Raw genomic sequence first — 17,768 nt, 5'->3', positions numbered from 1 at the left:
GCCGGTCTCGATGCCGAGCCCTTGAAGGGAGCCGAAGAACTCTGTCACTTGCGCCCCCTGGCATAGTTATAGGCAAGAATGAGGAACTGGACGGCCATCACCGTCATGACAACCAGAAGGAAAACCTTGATCAGGCCCGGGAAGACAGGGTCCCAGGCACTGCCGGAGCGTTCCAGACGGAAGCTGCCATCGGGCCGAAAAGCCGCCTTCTGAACCATCAGCCAGCTGGCGTAGGCAAAAAAGGTGCTGGCCACCATGCAGATGAGCGAGATGACGACGTCAAGGACACGCCGCAGAGGTGGCGGCAACGTGTCGTAGATCAGCACGACTCTGATGTGGCGGTCGCGCGCGGTGCAGTAGAGCCCGCCATAGAGAAAGGCGGCGCCGCACAGGAAGATGGTGGTCTCGTGCGCCCAGATTGTGGGGGCGTTGAAGACGTAGCGCAACAGCACTTCGTTGATGAGGATCAGCATCGAAGCAACGATGCCGATGGCAAACAGCAAGCCGCCCCTGTCGATCCAGCGCCCGAGCATGCCGGCCTCGGCAATAGCGCCGGGATCCTTTTCCCGCTCCGGGGTTTCGTTCGGTTCCACCAAGGTTTCCTCCAGCTTCTTTTACAAAACGGGCGCCCGAAGGCGCCCGCCAGGTAACCACATTGAAGCAGCTTACTGCATCAGGCCGTTTTCTTTCAGGTAGCTGGTCAGAACGTCATAGACCTTCTGGGCATTGTCCGAACGTTCGGCGACCTTGGCCCATTCGCCAGTGGCGATGGAGCGGAACTTCGCGCGTTCTTCCGGCGACCAGTCCGTAACGGTCACCTTGCCGCTGGCCTTGGCTTCCTCGACGGCTTTCTGGTCGCTCTCGGCGAGAGCTGCCACCTGCGCGTTGGCGAAATCCCTGACGCTTTCTTCAAGGGCGGTCTTGAGATCGTCCGGCAGGGCATCCCACTTGGCCTTGTTCATGGAAATTTCCACCAGCGGCATGGAGTGGAAGCCCGGATAGACCGGGTTCGGGGCAACGTCGTGCATGCCCTGTGCCTGGTTGGTGGAGAAGACCGAGTAGTCGGCTGCGTCGATCACGCCCTTGTCGAGCGCGGTGAAGACTTCAGACCCCGGCAGGTTGACCGGAGCAGCGCCAGCCGCTGCAAACACCTGCTGAACCAGGCCTTCAGGCGCACGCATCTTCAGGCCCTTCAGGTCGTCAACACCGTTCAGCGGAACCTTGGAGACGAAGGCCTCCAGGCCCGGTGTCGTCGCGCCGATGAAGTGCAGGCCGTAAGGCTCTACCAGCTCGTTCATCAGGTCCTTGCCGCCGCCATCGTACATGAAGGTAAACATCTGGTCCGGCGACGCCCAGGCGCCAACCGGGTTGGCGATCAGGCCGAAAGCCGGATCCTTGCCGGCAAAGTAGGACGTATCGGTGATATGGCCGTCAAGAATGCCGGATGCGATGGCATCCTGGGTCTCGCTGTGGGCCACAATGGACTCCACAGGCAGCAACTCGACCTCGATCTTGCCGCCGGTCTTTTCCTTCACGCTCGCGGCCCAGCCCTGCTGAAGCACGAAATTCGGGTTGCCTGCCGGGTCGGAAGACTGGAAGCGGAACGAATAGTCCGCAGCCATGGCGGTCGTGGCAAGCGCACCGGCCGCAACGGCGGCAAGAGCGGTTCTGGTCAAGAGTTTGAGCATGATTTCCTCCCTAGTCGAAACGTCATCGCTCAAGAGGCGATGGTGGTACGAGGCGGCCTTGCTGGCCGCAGTTCTTTCATGGCTTTGTCGACAAGTTCGTCGACAGGCCTTGAAATATCCAGGCTGAAGCCGGCTTCCCCGACTTGCAGCGGTTCCAGCGTCGCCAGCTGGCTGTCCAGCAGCGTTTCACCGACGAAATGTCCCTGGCGCCCACCCAGGCGCTCGGCGATCAGGCCGCGTTCTCCTGCCAGGTGGACAAAGATGCACGAGGGCAGGGCAGCCCGTAATCGGTCCCGATAGGCGCGCTTCAGGCTGGAGCAGGCGATCACTGCACCGCCGGCACAGTAGATCTGCAGCTTGGCGGCAAGTGACACGGCGTCGAGCCAGGGCATGCGGTCGGCATCGGTCAGCGCTTTTCCCGCCGCCATCTTGCGCTTGTTTTCCGGGCTGTGAAAGTCGTCAGCTTCAACCATGCCGACGCCAAGCCTGTCCGCGAGGCGGTTCGCCAGCAGGCTTTTGCCGGCGCCGCAAACGCCCATCACGACGATGGCCGTTTCGCCAGAGGCTGATGGCAATTCACCCTGCATTTCCGTCCCCGAATGATCTCGTTGTTAGGCGTATTGAAAATGATAGCGCTAACATTTGTCAAATACTTTTTTCTGGGATATTATCGAAGAGTTGATTTGCAATGGTATAAATAATTGTAATGGTTGAATAATTTGAAAATCACGATCGCCGATGTTGCCCGGGAAGCTGGTGTTAGCGCTATGACCGTGTCGCGCGCGCTACGTGATCCTGACAAGGTCTCCGCCAAGACACTGACCAAAATCCGGGAGGTGGTCGACAGGCTCGGATACGTGCCGGATCCGGCGGCCAGCGCGCTTGCTGCGGGCAAGACCAACGTCATCGGCGTCATCGTGCCGTCAGTAACCAACAACGTGTTTTCCGATGTCATGCGAGGCATCTATGAAGCGGCTGAAGGGTCGAAATGGCAGATCCAGCTCGGTAATTCCCGCTATTCCCCACTTGAAGAAGAAAGCCTTGTGCGAACCTTCCTGAGCCAGCGTCCCGCTGGCCTGGTCCTGTCCGGTCTCGATCAGTCGGAAGACACGGCCCGGCTGCTGGAACGGGCAGACTGCCGCATCGTCCAGATCATGGAGTGCGGGCCGGCGCCATATGACATGATGGTCGGCTTTTCCCACGTGGAGGCTTCTGCCGCGGCAACTCGCCATCTTCTTGCTGCCGGATACAGGCGTCCGGGCTATATCGCTGCCCGGCTCGACCCGCGCAGCCAGCGCCGCCTTGCCGGGTTTCGCGGGGAGGCGGAAAAGGCAGGTGTCTTCGATGCGGGCCGGATCGTGACGACACCGCGTCCTTCAACCGTCACCCTTGGCTGTGAACTGGTCGCCGATCTTCTGTCGAAAGCGCCGGAAACCGATGCGATCCTGTGCAACAACGATGACCTTGCGCTCGGCGCCCTGTTCGAGTGCCAGCGGCGCGGCATCCGTGTTCCGGATCAGATGGGTATCTGCGGTTTCAACGATCTGGAAATGATGGCCGCCGCCAACCCGCCGATCACTAGCGTGCGCACGTTCCGCCTGGCCATGGGACGCGATGCCTTTCGCATGCTGACGGGTGCCCTTGCCGGAATTGAGCCGGAACAGCCGGTGGTCGATCTCGGCTACGAGGTCGTGGCACGTGGCAGCACGGCCCGAAACGGGCAAGGCTAGAAGATGTCTTTTAAGGAAAGAAAGACTGGCTGGGGTGGAAGGATTCGAACCTTCGCATGGCGGTACCAAAAACCGCTGCCTTACCGCTTGGCTACACCCCAAGGCCGTGGGGACGCTGTATAGCGAGCCTCGATCCTTTGCGCAAGTCTCCACAAGAGCAAACTTTGACGGGGAAGGGCCGGTTTTCCCCAGGTGCGTTGCAAAGCCATCGCCGGGACGATTGGAGGCCGTTTCAATCCGCTTCAAGTTGGCGGAACGGCAAGCCGGACTTGGCGTGTCTGCTGGAAAGCGGCGTAATTCGCCCTTGCCTTGCCGAGGTTGTTCACAGTTTCAAAAAAGTGACATTCGGCAATGCAAATTGCTTGCGGGATCAGATCAGCTTTGCTAAATGACCCTCCACGCAGCGAGGGCTTGCCCAGCTGTTCCCGATGAGCCTAGCTTTCTAAGCTCATATTCTGTGTCGGAGTGTAGCGCAGCCTGGTAGCGCACCTCGTTCGGGACGAGGGGGTCGGAGGTTCGAATCCTCTCACTCCGACCATTTTCTTCCTTCCAATTTGAACGCCTCGCGACCTGCAACGCCTTCGGACCTGTTTTCGCCCGCAGCGATTGGTACACCTGCGTCGGCGTCTTCCTCCCAAGACCACAGTCTCGGCTAATCGAATTGGCACTTGCGATGTCCGTTGCCTTCCTTGCTGGAGCTGTGCGTTTCAGACCTGGTTTTGCAACCTGCTGCCGTTGTGGGCCGTCTCTCGAGACCGGCCTTTACATTCGTCCCCGATAAAAAGCGTGATTTGATCAGGCTGCGCGCCTCTTGCCAGCCGGACTGGAAGATACTAGCAAGTGCTCGTTTTGATTGAGAGTTTTGCGAAATAAAACTGAAATTAAATCGATTGCTAAACAAAAATTCTCAACCATATGAAGCAATTTTCCCGCAAAAATTGCTTGCAACCTGTGGCTTAAACCCTTAGGGCAGCATTAACAAAAAAGACAATGCGGGAAAAGACAATGCGCAACAGTTTCGCTGTTTTTTGAACAACTTGCCGGTTCTGAATTTGAAGGTCCGGCGACGATAGCTGCCTTTTTACGATCCTGATCATTGGCCTGTCGGCTTTCCCGGCAGAACGCCTCTGCACGCCCTGCGTGCTGTCCGTCAAAAAACAGATACTCCAGGCACAGACAATGTTTTTCCAATTTTTCGTACCGCCGAATTTCGTCTCTGGTCACCGCCACAAGTTCTGGAAACCGGTACTGGTGGCGGCAGGTCTGCTGGCTGTGTGCACGCAAGCCTCCGCCCAATCGGAACAGCCGGACCAGAAGACCCTCACTGAACGGTTCAAGGCTTGGACGGTGACGTGCGTGGAGGCCGAAACACGCATCTGCCGGATGACGCAGGAGCTGGTGCAGCAAAAGACCGGGCAGCGCCTGTCCGCCTTGTTGGTCGAGGAACGGGCCGGGGAGGGGCCGGTGCTGACGGTTCTGGCGCCCTTTGGCCTGGCCTTCTCGCAAGGCCTCACACTTGCGGTGGATGACGTTGAGTTGCCGAAGGCGCAGTTCCTGACCTGCCTTCCCTCAGGCTGCGTGGTGCCGGTACCGCTGGATGAAACGGCCCTTGAAAAACTCCGGACGGGCAATCGGCTCACCGCAGTCGGTGTCACCGCCACCAACGACAAGCAGGTCCGCATCGAGTTTTCGCTGCAGGGGTCCGCTGCCGCATTGGCCCGGTTGAAGGACCTTTCCGCAGGCAAGACGACCGACTGACACCATGCGAGCACTTGCGCGTTTCCTGGCTCCGCTTGCAGGGGCACTGCTGTTTGCACTGCCCGGGGCGGCTCAAACGCCTGCGGGGATCGAGAACGTGCTGCGCCAGCAGCAGCAGATCATCGAGCGCGAGGAACAGCAGCGCCGTTTGGAGCGTGACCGTTTTCTGGGCGGAACGACGGAACCATCCCAGCGTTCACCGGATCTGCTGCCGCAGGCAACCGGCGGCGAGGGACCATGTGTTGACGTCGACAGGATCCGGTTCGAAGGCGCAAAGCGCGTTCCGGCAAACCAACTGGAGTTGCTGGTCCGCAACCGTCAGGGCGCCTGCCTGACGCTGACCGACATCCAGAACGTGCTCAGAACGGCGACCAATTATTACGTCGAGAAGGGCTTCGTCACCTCGCGCGCGTATCTGGTGCCGCAGGATCTCGGTTCCGGAGAATTGCGTGTTCTCATCGTCGAGGGCTCGGTGTCCGAGGTTCGCCTTCAGGAAAACGGCAAGGCGCGGCGAGGGGCAACGCAGCTTTTCGGCGAGCGATCCGGCCGGATCATGAATATCCGCGATTTCGAGCAGGGGCTGGAGCAGATCAACCGGCTGGGGTCGAAGGAAGCCGTCATCCGCATCGAGCCGGGCGCGGGCGTAGGCCAGAGCATCGTCACCATCGAGGTGAAAGATGCCTACGCGGTGCAACTGTCCGCATCGCTGGACAATGGCGGGGCCACCAGCACCGGCCGACATCAGTGGAACGGCATCGCCGGCTTTGAGGACGTGCTCGGGTTGAACGAGCTGTTGACGATCTCTGCCCGCAGCTCGCTCGACAGGCTGGACGAGCGCATCTACTCGCGCTCGATCAACGCCTATCTGTCCGTTCCCTGGCGGTATTGGACCGTCAACATCAGCGGGTCCTATCTGGACTATCTGTCCAGCCTGGAAAGCCCCTCGGGCGACTATTCCTATGACGGCACCAGCTGGGAAGGCCGCGTGGAGCTGGACCGGGTGCTCCACCGCACAGGACGCTTTGTCTGGAGAGCCGGCGGCGCATTTTCGCTGAAGGAAGCCAACAACTTCATCGAAGAGATCTTCATCGACGCCTCCAGCCAGCGGTTGGCCGTTCTGGAAGCGTCCACGAAGATCAGCGGCCGGATTGCCGGCGGGTTCGGACAGGCCAGTATCGCCTTCAAGCAGGGGCTGGAGGGCTTTGCTGCACAGAAGGACAGTCGCCAGCTGGATGGCACGCCGGCGGCTCAGTTCAGCCAGGTGACGCTGTCGGGGTTCTACCAGCGGGTCTGGCAGAACCCGGTCGGCCAGCTTTCCTTCCAGGCCAGCACCTATGGCGCTTTTTCGCCCGACACGCTGTTTGCCTCCGAAAGGGCAACCATCGGCGGGCCGTTGTCCGTTCGCGGGTTCCGCGATGTCAGCCTGTCGGGGGATGCCGGTGGCTACAGCCAGCTTGAACTTGGCTTCACCCCCGCATTCGCCAGCAAAGCTCCGGACAACCTGAAACGGCTATTCGGTCTGCCGCAGGTGTTTGCCGGTCTGGATGCCGGCAGTGTTCTGGAAGATGCCGACGATCCGCTGGAAGGCGGAGAGCTGATGGGCGGTGCGATCGGCCTGCGGCTGAGCGGCGGCATCGTGACCGGCGAAGTGGCTTATGAGCGGGCTCTGGCCCATCCGACATTTCTAGATCCGGCGGAAAACGGCTTCTTGCGTTTCCGGCTGGGCATTTCTCAAACGTTTTAGGCGGATCGGCTTATGATCAAGTCCGTTTTAAATGGTTTCTTCTGTACCGTCTTTCTGGTCCAGACCTCCCTGCCGGCCTTTGCCGGCGGGCTGACACCGGATGGCGCTGCTGCGCCCGGCAACCGGCCGGAGATCATCGCGGCGCCAAACGGGGTGCCGGTCCAGAACATCGTCACCCCAAATGCGCAAGGCCTGTCCCATAACAAGTTCACCGATTTCAATGTCGGCAAGAACGGCCTGATCCTCAACAATTCCAAGGGTGTCGGCCAAAGCAACCTGGGCGGCTACATTGTCGGCAACCCCAATCTTCAAGGCTCCGGCCCGGCATCGGTGATCCTGAACGAGGTCACCTCGTCCAACCGGTCTTTGTTGCAGGGCGCGACGGAGCTGCACGGCGGGCAGGCGGACTACATCCTCGCCAACCCCAATGGCATCACCTGTAACGGCTGCGGCTTCATCAACATTCCGCGGGCAACGCTGACGACAGGCGTGCCGCAAGTCGATGCCGGAACGCTGAAGGGTTTCTCGGTCGACCGGGGCACCGTCACCATCGGTGCGGACGGCGTCGCGGCGGAAAGCGTCGACTATTTCGACATCGTCTCGCGCGCGGTCGAAATCAACGGCAAGATCCACGCTGGCGAGAACCTCGGCGTCTTTGCCGGTCGCAACGACTACGATTATGCCAACCGCTCGGTTGCGGCCAAGGCCGGGTCGGCGGCGGACAAGCCGGAATTTGCCATTGATTCCTCCGCGCTTGGCGGCATGTATGCCGGGCGCATCAAGCTGATCGGCACGGAAAGCGGCGTCGGTGTGCGGGCTCCTGAAAGCGCGACGGCCGCCACCGGCGATTTTCAGATAACCGCCGATGGCAAGCTGGTGCTTGGCGGCACGGTGTCTGCCCGCAAGACCCTGCGCGCCCGGTCCGTCAACGGGTCGGTGGACGTTCAGCAAAATGCGTCTCTCTATGGCCAGGAAACGCTGATCCTGAAGGCCGGCGGCGATATCAAGGTTGCCAAGGAGGCAACCCTTGGTGCCGGCAACCAGGTGGATCTGGAAGCGGCAGGCATCGATTTTGACGAGGCGCAGCTCCTGGCGGGCATGGCGCCCGGTGGCACGCTGGCAGCAGGGGTCGGCTCCATCAAGGTGGCAACGACCGGCCTGGCCGATTTTTCCGCCGCCAGCCACCTTCAGGCGGGCGAGGCCATCACCTTCAACGTCGGCGCGCTTCAGCAATCCGGAACCGTTGCCGCCGACACCTACACGGTGCAGGCATCAAACGACGTGGTCCTTGGCAGCGCATCGATCGCCAGTGCAATCGATGTCGCCTCCAGCCTTGGCGACGTCACGGTGGCCTCCGGCTCCGTGCTTTATTCCGGCGGAGACCTCGCCCTTTCGGCAGCCGGCCGTTTGACCGTGGCAACGGCGGGCGAGGTCAACGCGCGCGACCATGTCGCGCTGACAGCACCGGTGATCGACATTTCCGGCGGCAAGGTTTTTGCCGGTGTCACCGGCGAAGGCGCCGCGATAACGGACGCCGGCACGTTGACGCTGACTGCATCCGGTTCGCTCAACGTTGCCGCCGGGTCCCGCCTCCAGTCCGGCGACCTGACACGGATCACCGCCGGCACCTGGAACCAGCTCGGCGCGCTGGAGGTCGGTTCCCTGGAACTCGATCTTGGTGGACTCTCCCTCAGCGGTTCCGGGGCGACGGTCGCGGCGCGGGATATCTCCGGCAGCATCACCGGCACTGCAACGCTTGCCGCTGCCGCCCCGGGGCTGACCGCCACCAACACGCTGGACCTCAGCGTCAACGATCTGACCGTTGCCGGATTGCTGCGCGTGAACGGAACCGGCCAGCTGACCATCGGCGGCACGCTGTCGGTGACCGGCAAACTGGAAGCGACCGGCGGGCTGACGGTCAACGGCGGAACCACCAGCGTCGCCTCCGGCGCTTACATCGTTGCCAATGATGCTGCCCTGTTCGATGGGCTGGACAGCTTCACCAACCGGGGCGGCGTTCACGCCGGCAACGGCCTGACCATCCGCTCGTTCAACCTGGACAACCATGGCGGCGTTCTTGTTGCCGAAAACGGCCTGACGCTGGAAGGCCGCACGGCGGGCACCAAGGCGGCCAGCATCATCAACCGCAAGGGCGGGATCATCGAGGCAAGGTCCGGAACGCTGACGATCCGGGCTGAAAGCCTGAAGAACATCACCGGTGCCACTTTCGACACCAAGACGACCGCATATGCCAATGAAGTCGTCGCCGGGGCCTATCCTCCCGACTGGCTGAAGGGCGGCTTCTCCAAATACTGGGCGGCCGGGGGCATCGGCGACTGGGACCAGTTCTGGGACACTGGCGGCGGGCCCGGCGGCTATGTTTTCGTGCCGCACCCGGAAAAGATCGATGAGATCCTCACGGCCAAAAATGCCACGGCAGCGGACTGGGACCAGAACTGGTGGAAGGACTACGCACCGACATCCATTTCCGAGTTCGACCCGGACAACGGCACCTATGACGACTGGCTGATGCTCGCGCCCGACGAGGACGGTGCAGCGGGGTCGGGCGATGTGGTGACCATCTTCGTCACCGAAGACACCTATGAGCTGGTCGACCCGGTCGCGCGCATCGCGGCGCTGAACGGCAACATGGTGCTGGATGTCGGCACGCTGGAAAACGAATACAGCGACATCGTCGCCTCCGGCGACATGCGCATCGACGGCACCAGCATCGTCAACGGCGGCAAGACCCTGACACGGGTCATCACCATCCACCAGAGCTGGTCGAGCTACGAAACCCGCACGCTGGGCTTTGCCCCTTCGCACAAGTTTCTGGACAACGGGGTGCAAAGCAAGACGCTGAGCGCCGAAACCATCGATGCTGTTCCCGCGACCATCCACGCCGGCGGATCGCTGATCGGCAACCTGACAGGCACGCTCACCAACGAAGCCGGCGAGCCTTCCACCCCCGAAAAGCTGCAAAAGTCCACGCAGGACACGTCCATCGTTCAGCTCAACGCCAGCTCCCAGGCCCCGGCCTTCGACCCTGCGTCCTACAAGTTCAACGGCCAGCTTTTCAGCCGCGCTCCGGAAAGCAGCCCGTTCCTTTACGAAACCCGCTTCGCGTTCGTCGACATCGGCGCATTCTTCGGGTCCCAGTATTTCCTGGATACGGTCGGCATTCCCGACATCGACAAGCACATCCGCTCGCTCGGTGATGCCTATTTCGAAAGCCAGTATGTGGCCGAGCAGGTGCGCAGGGCCACGGGCCGCCGCTGGCTGTCCGCCGACCAGACCTCCGATGCCCTGCAGATGAAGACGCTGATCGACAGCGCCGGCGCACAGGCCGAGGCGCTGGACCTGGCGTTCGGCGTGTCCTTGAGCGAGGAGCAGATCGCACTCCTGACCAGCGACATCGTCTGGTACGAACGCGCGGTGGTGGATGGCGTCGAGGTGATCGCGCCACGTCTCTACCTTGCCTCGACAACGGACCTCAACAAGACCGGCGCGGTCATCGCCGGGCGCAACACGACGCTGGAGGCAGCGGAAATCAGGAACGTTCGCGGCACGATCAAGGCCGACGAAACCCTGGTCGCCAGCGCCGCCGGCGCCCTGCTCAACAGGTCCGGCACGATCAGCGGCAGGGATGTGACCCTGTCCGGCGAGACTGTCTCGATCGAAACCGCAACCCGGGCGACCGGCAACGGCACCACGGCCATCGGCACCTGGGCGTATGAGCGCGGCACGGTGACGGCGGAAGACTCGCTGACCATCCGCAGCGATAACGACACCCGCATCACCGGGGCAGATCTTGCCAGCGGCGGCAGCCTGGAAATCGACGCCGGCCGTGACCTGGTGGTGACCGCCATCGAGCTCGACAGCCATTTCGAGGCCAGTGGCCAGGCAGGCAGCAACCGCTACGATGTGCGCGAAAGCCAGACCCGTGTGTCCGGCTCCACCATCCAGGCGGCAGACGCGGCCGACCTCAAGGCAGGGCGCAACATTGCCGTGGAAGGCTCGCTGATTGCCAGCGACGGCACGGCCAGCCTGACAGCCGGTGAAAACGTCACCATCGGCACGGCGGAGGAAAGCCGGGAAGACCGGTCCGCGCGCAACAAAAGCGGCTTCCTGACCTCAAGTTCCACGAAACGCGACAGCAGCAGCACCACGCAGGTGGGCTCCATGGTGACCGCGCTCGGCGATCTGGAGATCTCGGCCGGTGCAGGGGATGTGGTGGTCAAGGGCTCTGCCGTATCCTCCGAAAGCGACGTTGCCCTTTCGGCCGGGCGCGATGTGCGCCTGGAAGCTGCCCAAAACACCTCCGAAGACAGCCGGGTCGACAAGAAAAGCGGCTTCTTTGCAGAAACCGGAAACATGGGCGTGGTCGCCGGCTACAAGTCCGAACGGCATACCTCCGACACCAGCTCGTTGACCCAGGTCACCTCGGCGGTGTCCGGCCGGAACGTTTCCATCGATGCCGGGCGCGATGTGGTCTCCGAAGCTGCCTCCGTCGCCGCCGACGAAGACCTTGGCATAACCGCCGGGCGCGACATCGTCCTGGACAGCGTCCACGATCTTTATGCCCATTCGGAAAGCCACAAGATCGACACCTTCGCGCTGTCGGTCGGCGCCTTCGAAAACATCTCCGGACCGGTGAAATCGCTGGCGGATGCCCCGCGCATGGCAGCCTCGGGCAAGGGCAATCTCGGCTATCAGGCGCTTTCCGCGGTCTCCGCCGGGCTGAAGGCGGTCGACGCGCTCAACCAGCTCAACGCCATCCGCCAGGGCGGCACCATTGCCGGGGTGCGCATCGGCATCGGCATCTCCCGCGAGGAAAGCAGCTCGTCGGAGGTTAGCGCCATCGCCCGCACCGCCACGCTGTCGGCGGGCAACAACATGTCCCTGGAGGCGGGACGCGACATCACCGCCAAGGGCGCGCGGATCGACGCCGGCAACGACATTGCCATGGCGGCGGGACGGGATGTCATCCTGGAATCGGCGCAAAACCATCTCGCCTATGAGGGCGAAAGCTCCAGCATGTCCGCGGGCATCGGGCTGACGCTTGGTGTCGGCGCCAGTGGCAAGAATGGAGCCCCCGGCGCCAGCCTTAGCCTGGGGCTGGATGTCTCCGGCCAGCAGAGTTCCTACAGCCAATCGCAGACCTATCAAACCAACACGGATGTGACGGCGGGCGGCAACGTGTCGGTCGCAACCGGCCGGGACCTTGCCCTGAAGGGCGCGCGGATTGAAGCCGACAGTGCCGATCTCGACATCGGCCGCAACCTCACCATCGAAAGCCGGCTGGACACGGCCGAAGGCTCCAACCAGAGCAGCGGCTACAGCGCCGGGGTTTCCGTTGGCATCGGGCTGGGGGCAGATGGCGCCGGGCCGACCTTCGGCGCCTCTGCCAGCGTCAACGGGGCCAAGGGCTCCAACAGCTCGGCCTGGGTGAACGCACCCTCCGGCATCGTCACCGACAACGCGCTCAATGCCGATGTCGGCGAAACGACCTCCATCACCGGCGGGGTGATCGCCTCGCGCTCCGGCGACCTGACCCTTGAAACAGAGCGTCTGGAAACGGCGGATATCGACCTTCACCGCAAGGGCCGGCAGGTTTCCGGTTCGGTCGGCGTCAGCATAGGTTCCAATCCGGAAGGCAAGTCCAAACCGGGCATCACGGTGGAAGGGGCCTATTCCAACTCCGAAACCGAGGGCGTTGCCCGCGCCACCATTGGCGAGGGCGAGATCATCGTGCGCGACGGCGACGGCGACGGCATCAAGGCCGCCGACCTGGAAGCCGAGGCCGACGCGGCAGAAGCCGAAGGCGACACGGCCCGCGCCGAAGCCCTGCGCGCGCAAGCGGACCGGGAGGCGGCGGAAGACACCACCGCCACCGAAACCCAACTTTCCAACCTCAACCGCGACCCGGACGCGGTGGTGGAAGTGACCTCGCAAAGGCAGGAAGGGTTTGAGCTTTATGTGAGTGATACGGCGGTGCGGGCTGTTCAGAAGTCGCTGAAAGAAGCGACGGCTCCCGGCGGCTTCATCGATAAATATTTGCTTGGTCGTGAGCTGAGCGAGGAGGAGCGTGGCAACATCAACGCCGGGCTCGCGGCACTTGGTGAGGGGGGACGTTTTGGCGGCTGCGGCCAAAAACAGGGTTATAACCAATTCAATCCGCTGAATTGGCTAATAACGCCAGCACACGCGCAGGAGTTCAACTGCACCATCATCCGAGCTGATGGCTCCGTACTTTCGCTTGGAATCAAAACCTATGCCGAGTGTAGTGATGCCATCTACGCCTATTTGAATTCTCTGTCGGGGGAAGAACGGGACGCCATTGTCTTTGCAGCAGGCTATGCGTCGGGCCTAGACCTTGTAGGCGAAGGTGGAGATCGCAACGCATCTCAGCTTGCTCTCATTGATGCACTTTACGTTCTAGACAACGACATTCCTGGGGTGAACTATCATCCATACGGTGACGGGCTATCTCAGGCCTATGCTGACCGCGCAGCGATGGATGCAAATGTCCGCGCTGTTCTCGGGAACGACGATCTAACCCTGGAACAAAAAGATCAGCGCCTACGCGAATACGGAACAAGCGTCCGAGATATCTTCATGCTTGCAGCACTCGGTGCAATTCCGGGTGTCAAGGTCAAAACCAAAACAAAGACCAAAAGTCAGAATGTCGCTGGGAGTGGGGCGCCACAAACTGAAAACATTGTACCAAAGAGAACAGTCGATGATATTTGGGGTAATAACCGAACTGTTGTCGAGAACGTAACTACGAGAGGCACCAGCATTGAACGGATACCAGGGGGAACGCGAGCCCAAGCTGACGCTGACTTTGATGCATTGAAACTATCCAATGTACGTACGATTGGTACTGATCGTCGTATGGGAACACTAGCTGACGGAACGAATGTAATTGTGCGTCCGAGCCGCGATGGGCGACCGACCATCGAATTTCAACGGACCACTGATGCAGGGAACGTTCGTACAACACGAGAAATTCGATATGGTGATTAATTGCAAGACTTGGACGTTATTGAGGAGTGCAATTAAAGATAAAGATCTTATATCTCCAGATCTGGTGAAGAGCCATTGCTGGAAGGTGGTAGTAATAGACGATAATAATGTAAGTGACGACGTTGTTCGCTGTCTCAGTGAGGCGCTTATGAAATTAGGTGTATCTGAGTATTATTCGGTGCCGATTAATGATCTATCTTTAGAAGTTACAAAAGCGCACATAAGAAAATATAACTCTGATGATGTGAGCTGGAGTAGCTTCTTTAATTTTGACGAGAATGGCAAAGCAGATTATCTCGAAAGCTGTATTTTCTTTTCTGATCCCATTAAATTTCTTTTACTGCGAACCGGAGATGTCCGGCACATGATCTACGCAGGTCCCCGCGATTTTTTGCAGGTCGCCACGGGGATTGATATGGAAAAAATGGAAGCGGTCGCTGTGGGCTCCTATTGGCCCGACGAAAGAATCGAAAAGCTCTATAAGCCGCTCAAGCTCCTTTCTCTTCCGTCAGGTATCACCTAACTCCCTTTGCACCAAATGAGTAACCCACGGGCTATTCAGACTATGTTTCTCGATTTCCTACAAGGACGGAACCGTACTGATGATCGATGATCTTCTAATGCAAACAATCAAGAAGACTCTCTCCGATCTTGAAATGAAGGGAGATATTGTTGTCTGCTCAGAGATTGCCGGGGGGCCTGCAAAATATCTTCATGATGCTGTGAGTGCATTTGTTCCGAATAGTGCTCTCACGTACTCAGAACTTTCCGGCATCAGATCCCTAATTTTTCACGCGGTTGATGACGAACGTTTTTTCGATTGGGAGATGCCCACCTTGACGGGTTTCAATGCTGAAGGCTTCCGAAAAATTGCTGAAAAGCTGCCAACTGGATGATGATTTTTTGTTCCGGCTGTCATCGTCTTCCCAGTCTGCCTGACCTGCCTCCGTTGCTTGTGACCCGCTCCCCTGAAATTTCCCCGTTTTGAGGTTAGCCCGTTTCCAATTCGCACTTTACCCAACTTCACCGCGCTGCGGTGACCTGTTCCGGTCATGCCCCCGTTGCTTGATGTAGTCGCGGATCAGGCCCACCCGGTTGGGGCGGAAGCTTTCGGTGCCGCGCGCCAGTGAGGCGATCCGACTGACGTGGAAGTGGCGATAGTCGTGCCGCAGGCGGCAATGGGCGAGCAGCAGCAGCGAGGTTTCGCTGTAGGAAAGACCCATCGGCCAGATTTCCCTTGTGGTCGTCCGCTCCTGCAGGTCGCGGTAGGTGATGACCAGGCTGAACTCCTCCCAGCAGGCCTCGCGCAACAGGTCAAGATCCACTGTCACCGGCGGGCGCTTGTCCGGCTGCCGCCAGCTGCGCATCACCGTGTGCATGGCCTGGCGCGCCTGCCGGTCGGGCAGGGTGGCGATGATGCGGGCCATGGCGTTGCGGCCGGCCTTTTTCAGTGTCTCGTCGCCGATCTGGTCCAGCCCGCTTTGCGCCAGCATCAGCGCCTCGATTTCCAGCCGGGAGAAACTCTGCGGCGGCAGCACGGGATCTTCCGTCAGGGTGTAGCCGACGCCCGCGGCCCCGTCGATCAGGGCGCCGCCCGCACGCAAGGTCGCGATGTCGCGGTAGAGCTGGCGCGGGGAAACCCCGGTCTCCTCGGCAAGGCGTTGGGCTGTCACCGGATGGGGAAGGCGCCTGAGCGTGTCCATCAGGCGCATCAATCGGTCTGTGCGGGCCATTTTCGCTCCTGCCGCAAATTGTCAGCAGGGGGAGGCTATACCTTTGGCATCACAAAGAAAAGGAGCTTTCCCATGTTGACGCTTTACCATTCTCCCAACAGCCGGTCTTCGGCGATCGTGACCCTGATCGAAGAGCTGGGCGCCGACGTCGAGGTGAAGGAAGTGACGGTTCGCCGGCAGGATGGCTCGGGCGGGCCGGATGCATCCAACCCGCACCCGGAAAAGAAGGTGCCCTACCTGGTCGATGGTGCCGAGGGGATCCGCGAGCGCGGTGCGATCATGCTTTATCTCACCGACAAGTTTCCCGAAGCCGGGCTTGGGCCGATCGAAGGCCAGCCGGGGCGCGGGGACTATCTGTCCTGGCTGTTCTACTATCAGGGCGTGATGGAGCCGGTCATCATCCTGAAATTCGCCCAGTTTACGCATCCGGCCGTGGAGGCGAGCCTGCGCGATTTCGACACGATGGTCGCGCGGCTGGCGGAAACACTGGAAAAGCAGCCTTACCTGCTGGGCGAAACCTATTCCGCCGTCGACCTGTTGTGCAGCGGCCCGTTCCTGTGGCTGCCCGACATGTTGCCGGACAACGAGGCGATCCGTGACTGGGTGAAGCGGTGCAGCGAACGCCCGGCCACCGTGCGGACGCTGGAGCGTGAACGCCAGGCGGCCTGAGAGGTTTTGAACCTCTGCTGACGAAATGGCCCACCGGGTTTTGCCCGGTGGGCCATATCTGTTTGCGCAGGTGTCTTGAAAACGGCTTTGAAACTGGATGAATGGCCTGCGCGGCTTTCCAGTTGGCGAGCCCGTCCGTTTCTGCCGGTGAGGGTGAGGGCCGTCAGTCCGGCCTCGTCCGCAACTGGCCCTCATAGTCGCGCTTGCCGATGGGCACGCCGCGCGTGCGCAGGATGTCGTAGGCGGTGACAGCGTGGAAATGAAAGTTCGGCAGCAGGAAGGACAGGAGAAAGGTCTCCGATGTCAGGGGCATCGGCCGGGGGCTGATGTGAACCAGATCAAGGTCGAGAGGCCGGCCCGACCAGTCGTTTACCTCGGCAGGCGTATAGGCCTGCAAACGTGTCACTGTCTGCGCGATCCGGTCCTGCAGATCCGCATATGGAGCTGGTCCGACAAGCGGCGGCGGAGTGAAGGCACCCGTTCTCATTGCTTCCAGGCCCCAGACGGAAAAATTGTCGACGCACTCGATCTGAAACCAGAACTGAGCCATGTCCGGATAAAGCCGCGCGGTCGCGAAGTCGTCCGGATCGGTGCCTGTCTGCTGGCAATGAGTTGCCGCTTTTTGAAGAAACCCGCTGACGGCGCGTGCCGTTTGCAGGAAGGTTGGCACGCTCATGTCGTAGAGGGTGGTCGCCACGGGCTGTTTCCTGGTCATGATCCTGGTTCGAAACACGCCTTGGCGTGATCTTCAAAGGGTACGACGGGGAGGCGGATCATATCCAGGAATTTTGAGCGCTGGCGTGGAAGCCGGCATTCTGCCTTGGGCGGCAGGGTGCACTTGCTGGCTGTCTGTCGAGCACCGCGAAGAGAAAGGGCATCTGACGTATTTCGCCGCGCGCAGCGTATCAGCGCCTCTTGCCGAAGGTCGGCTTGCCGGCGCCGGCACTTGCGTCCTGCCGGTTGCGGCGCACGGAGGTGCGCTCGTCGGCATGCGGTTCGTCCTGGTGGCGGCGCTGGAAAAAGTTGTCCGGGCTGTCGCGGCGCTCGTCGAGTTCGCTTCTCAGCGCTTCTTCGGAGCTTTTCAGCACCTGCGCGCGCTGCGCGGCAACATGCCGTTTCTCGCCGATGAACTGGACGCCGCAGCGAAGGCCTTCCTCCCAGCGGCGTTCGCAGGTGACTTCATAGTCTTCCAGGTCGATATGAAGGTCGAATTCCTTGGGCAGCATGTAGGCCTGCTCGAATTCCAGCAAAGCGCCGCCTTCGGAGATGTTGCGCACCATGCAGGGAATGGATCTCAGCCCGTTTTGAAAGACCATCTTGCCTTTCTTGAACACGCGTGCCCGCCGCTCCCGCGGCATCTGTTCGCTGGCGCTCTCATCCGCGGGTGCGTGCGGAAATGGTTTGGCGTCCGACATGG

Annotated in this window: 13 protein-coding genes and 2 tRNA genes; 8 read left to right on the top strand and 7 right to left on the bottom strand. The window is 60.8% G+C overall.

The window, feature by feature from the left end:
• Positions 1–44: 44 nt before the first annotated feature.
• The 3 genes from FIU93_RS25935 to FIU93_RS25925 form a co-directional block, all read right to left on the bottom strand.
• Positions 45–593, bottom strand: coding sequence for a TRAP transporter small permease (locus FIU93_RS25935; protein ID WP_031269566.1), 549 nt, complete (start codon positions 591–593; stop codon positions 45–47).
• Positions 594–665: 72 nt separating this feature from the next.
• The gene (locus FIU93_RS25930) at positions 666–1,688 is read right to left on the bottom strand and encodes a TRAP transporter substrate-binding protein (RefSeq protein ID WP_152507183.1); all 1,023 of its coding nucleotides are present in this window, start codon (positions 1,686–1,688) and stop codon (positions 666–668) included.
• A 29-nt stretch (positions 1,689–1,717) separates the two neighbouring features.
• Complete coding sequence (locus FIU93_RS25925) at positions 1,718–2,275, bottom strand: gluconokinase (protein ID WP_023001566.1); 558 nt, start codon at positions 2,273–2,275, stop codon at positions 1,718–1,720.
• 132 nt (positions 2,276–2,407) lie between these two features.
• Between FIU93_RS25925 and FIU93_RS25920 the strand changes: the two genes are divergently transcribed.
• Positions 2,408–3,418 carry a LacI family DNA-binding transcriptional regulator gene (locus FIU93_RS25920; protein ID WP_353621962.1) on the top strand — a complete coding sequence of 337 codons (1,011 nt, stop codon included), beginning with the start codon at positions 2,408–2,410 and terminating at the stop codon, positions 3,416–3,418.
• 26 nt (positions 3,419–3,444) lie between these two features.
• Here FIU93_RS25920 and FIU93_RS25915 read toward each other — a convergent pair.
• Positions 3,445–3,519 (bottom strand) — tRNA-Gln (locus FIU93_RS25915).
• A 360-nt stretch (positions 3,520–3,879) separates the two neighbouring features.
• On the opposite strand from FIU93_RS25915, the gene FIU93_RS25910 reads away from it, so the two are divergent.
• The 6 genes from FIU93_RS25910 to FIU93_RS25885 all read left to right on the top strand — a co-directional run bounded on the left by FIU93_RS25910 (position 3,880) and on the right by FIU93_RS25885 (position 14,845).
• Positions 3,880–3,956: transfer RNA gene (locus FIU93_RS25910), tRNA-Pro, on the top strand.
• A 641-nt stretch (positions 3,957–4,597) separates the two neighbouring features.
• The gene (locus tag FIU93_RS25905; protein ID WP_152507181.1) at positions 4,598–5,176 is read left to right on the top strand and encodes an invasion associated locus B family protein; all 579 of its coding nucleotides are present in this window, start codon (positions 4,598–4,600) and stop codon (positions 5,174–5,176) included.
• Positions 5,177–5,180: 4 nt separating this feature from the next.
• Positions 5,181–6,920 carry a ShlB/FhaC/HecB family hemolysin secretion/activation protein gene (locus FIU93_RS25900; RefSeq protein WP_152507180.1) on the top strand — a complete coding sequence of 580 codons (1,740 nt, stop codon included), beginning with the start codon at positions 5,181–5,183 and terminating at the stop codon, positions 6,918–6,920.
• A gap of 12 nt (positions 6,921–6,932) precedes the next feature.
• Positions 6,933–13,949, top strand: coding sequence for a hemagglutinin repeat-containing protein (locus tag FIU93_RS25895; RefSeq protein WP_152507179.1), 7,017 nt, complete (start codon positions 6,933–6,935; stop codon positions 13,947–13,949).
• Positions 13,903–14,472, top strand: coding sequence for a hypothetical protein (locus tag FIU93_RS25890; RefSeq protein ID WP_152507178.1), 570 nt, complete (start codon positions 13,903–13,905; stop codon positions 14,470–14,472). Before FIU93_RS25895 ends, FIU93_RS25890 begins: the two co-directional genes overlap by 47 nt.
• A gap of 79 nt (positions 14,473–14,551) precedes the next feature.
• Positions 14,552–14,845, top strand: a complete 294-nt coding sequence (locus FIU93_RS25885) for a hypothetical protein (RefSeq protein WP_152507177.1) — start codon at positions 14,552–14,554, stop codon at positions 14,843–14,845.
• A gap of 117 nt (positions 14,846–14,962) precedes the next feature.
• Here FIU93_RS25885 and FIU93_RS25880 read toward each other — a convergent pair whose 3' ends face one another.
• Positions 14,963–15,661: a YafY family protein gene (locus FIU93_RS25880; protein WP_209010452.1), complete on the bottom strand. Its 699-nt coding sequence runs from the start codon at positions 15,659–15,661 to the stop codon at positions 14,963–14,965.
• A gap of 93 nt (positions 15,662–15,754) precedes the next feature.
• Here FIU93_RS25880 and FIU93_RS25875 point away from each other — a divergent pair, with 93 nt between their 5' ends.
• On the top strand, positions 15,755–16,351 hold the full coding sequence (locus FIU93_RS25875) for a glutathione S-transferase family protein (RefSeq protein ID WP_152507175.1): 597 nt from the start codon (positions 15,755–15,757) through the stop codon (positions 16,349–16,351).
• Between the two features lie 163 nt (positions 16,352–16,514).
• Here the strand turns inward: FIU93_RS25875 and FIU93_RS25870 are convergent, their stop codons facing one another.
• Positions 16,515–17,048: a DUF1993 domain-containing protein gene (locus tag FIU93_RS25870; protein ID WP_152507174.1), complete on the bottom strand. Its 534-nt coding sequence runs from the start codon at positions 17,046–17,048 to the stop codon at positions 16,515–16,517.
• 208 nt (positions 17,049–17,256) lie between these two features.
• Positions 17,257–17,766 carry a PilZ domain-containing protein gene (locus FIU93_RS25865; protein WP_022997882.1) on the bottom strand — a complete coding sequence of 170 codons (510 nt, stop codon included), beginning with the start codon at positions 17,764–17,766 and terminating at the stop codon, positions 17,257–17,259.
• Positions 17,767–17,768 lie beyond the last annotated feature (2 nt).

This window comes from Labrenzia sp. THAF35 (assembly GCF_009363595.1).
Taxonomy (GTDB): domain Bacteria; phylum Pseudomonadota; class Alphaproteobacteria; order Rhizobiales; family Stappiaceae; genus Roseibium; species Roseibium algicola.
This window is presented reverse-complemented; position numbering and strand designations above follow the sequence as displayed.

Excerpts from the sequence above, each read along its gene's own strand:
- FIU93_RS25930 (WP_152507183.1), bottom strand. The coding sequence starts at position 1,688 with ATGCTCAAACTCTTGACCAGAACCGCTCTTGCCGCCGTTGCGGCCGGT.
- FIU93_RS25925 (WP_023001566.1), bottom strand. The coding sequence starts at position 2,275 with ATGCAGGGTGAATTGCCATCAGCCTCTGGCGAAACGGCCATCGTCGTG.
- FIU93_RS25905 (WP_152507181.1), top strand. The coding sequence starts at position 4,598 with ATGTTTTTCCAATTTTTCGTACCGCCGAATTTCGTCTCTGGTCACCGC.
- FIU93_RS25900 (WP_152507180.1), top strand. The coding sequence starts at position 5,181 with ATGCGAGCACTTGCGCGTTTCCTGGCTCCGCTTGCAGGGGCACTGCTG.
- FIU93_RS25895 (WP_152507179.1), top strand. The coding sequence starts at position 6,933 with ATGATCAAGTCCGTTTTAAATGGTTTCTTCTGTACCGTCTTTCTGGTC.
- FIU93_RS25890 (WP_152507178.1), top strand. The coding sequence starts at position 13,903 with ATGCAGGGAACGTTCGTACAACACGAGAAATTCGATATGGTGATTAAT.
- FIU93_RS25885 (WP_152507177.1), top strand. The coding sequence starts at position 14,552 with ATGATCGATGATCTTCTAATGCAAACAATCAAGAAGACTCTCTCCGAT.
- FIU93_RS25880 (WP_209010452.1), bottom strand. The coding sequence starts at position 15,661 with ATGCGCCTGATGGACACGCTCAGGCGCCTTCCCCATCCGGTGACAGCC.
- FIU93_RS25875 (WP_152507175.1), top strand. The coding sequence starts at position 15,755 with ATGTTGACGCTTTACCATTCTCCCAACAGCCGGTCTTCGGCGATCGTG.
- FIU93_RS25865 (WP_022997882.1), bottom strand. The coding sequence starts at position 17,766 with ATGTCGGACGCCAAACCATTTCCGCACGCACCCGCGGATGAGAGCGCC.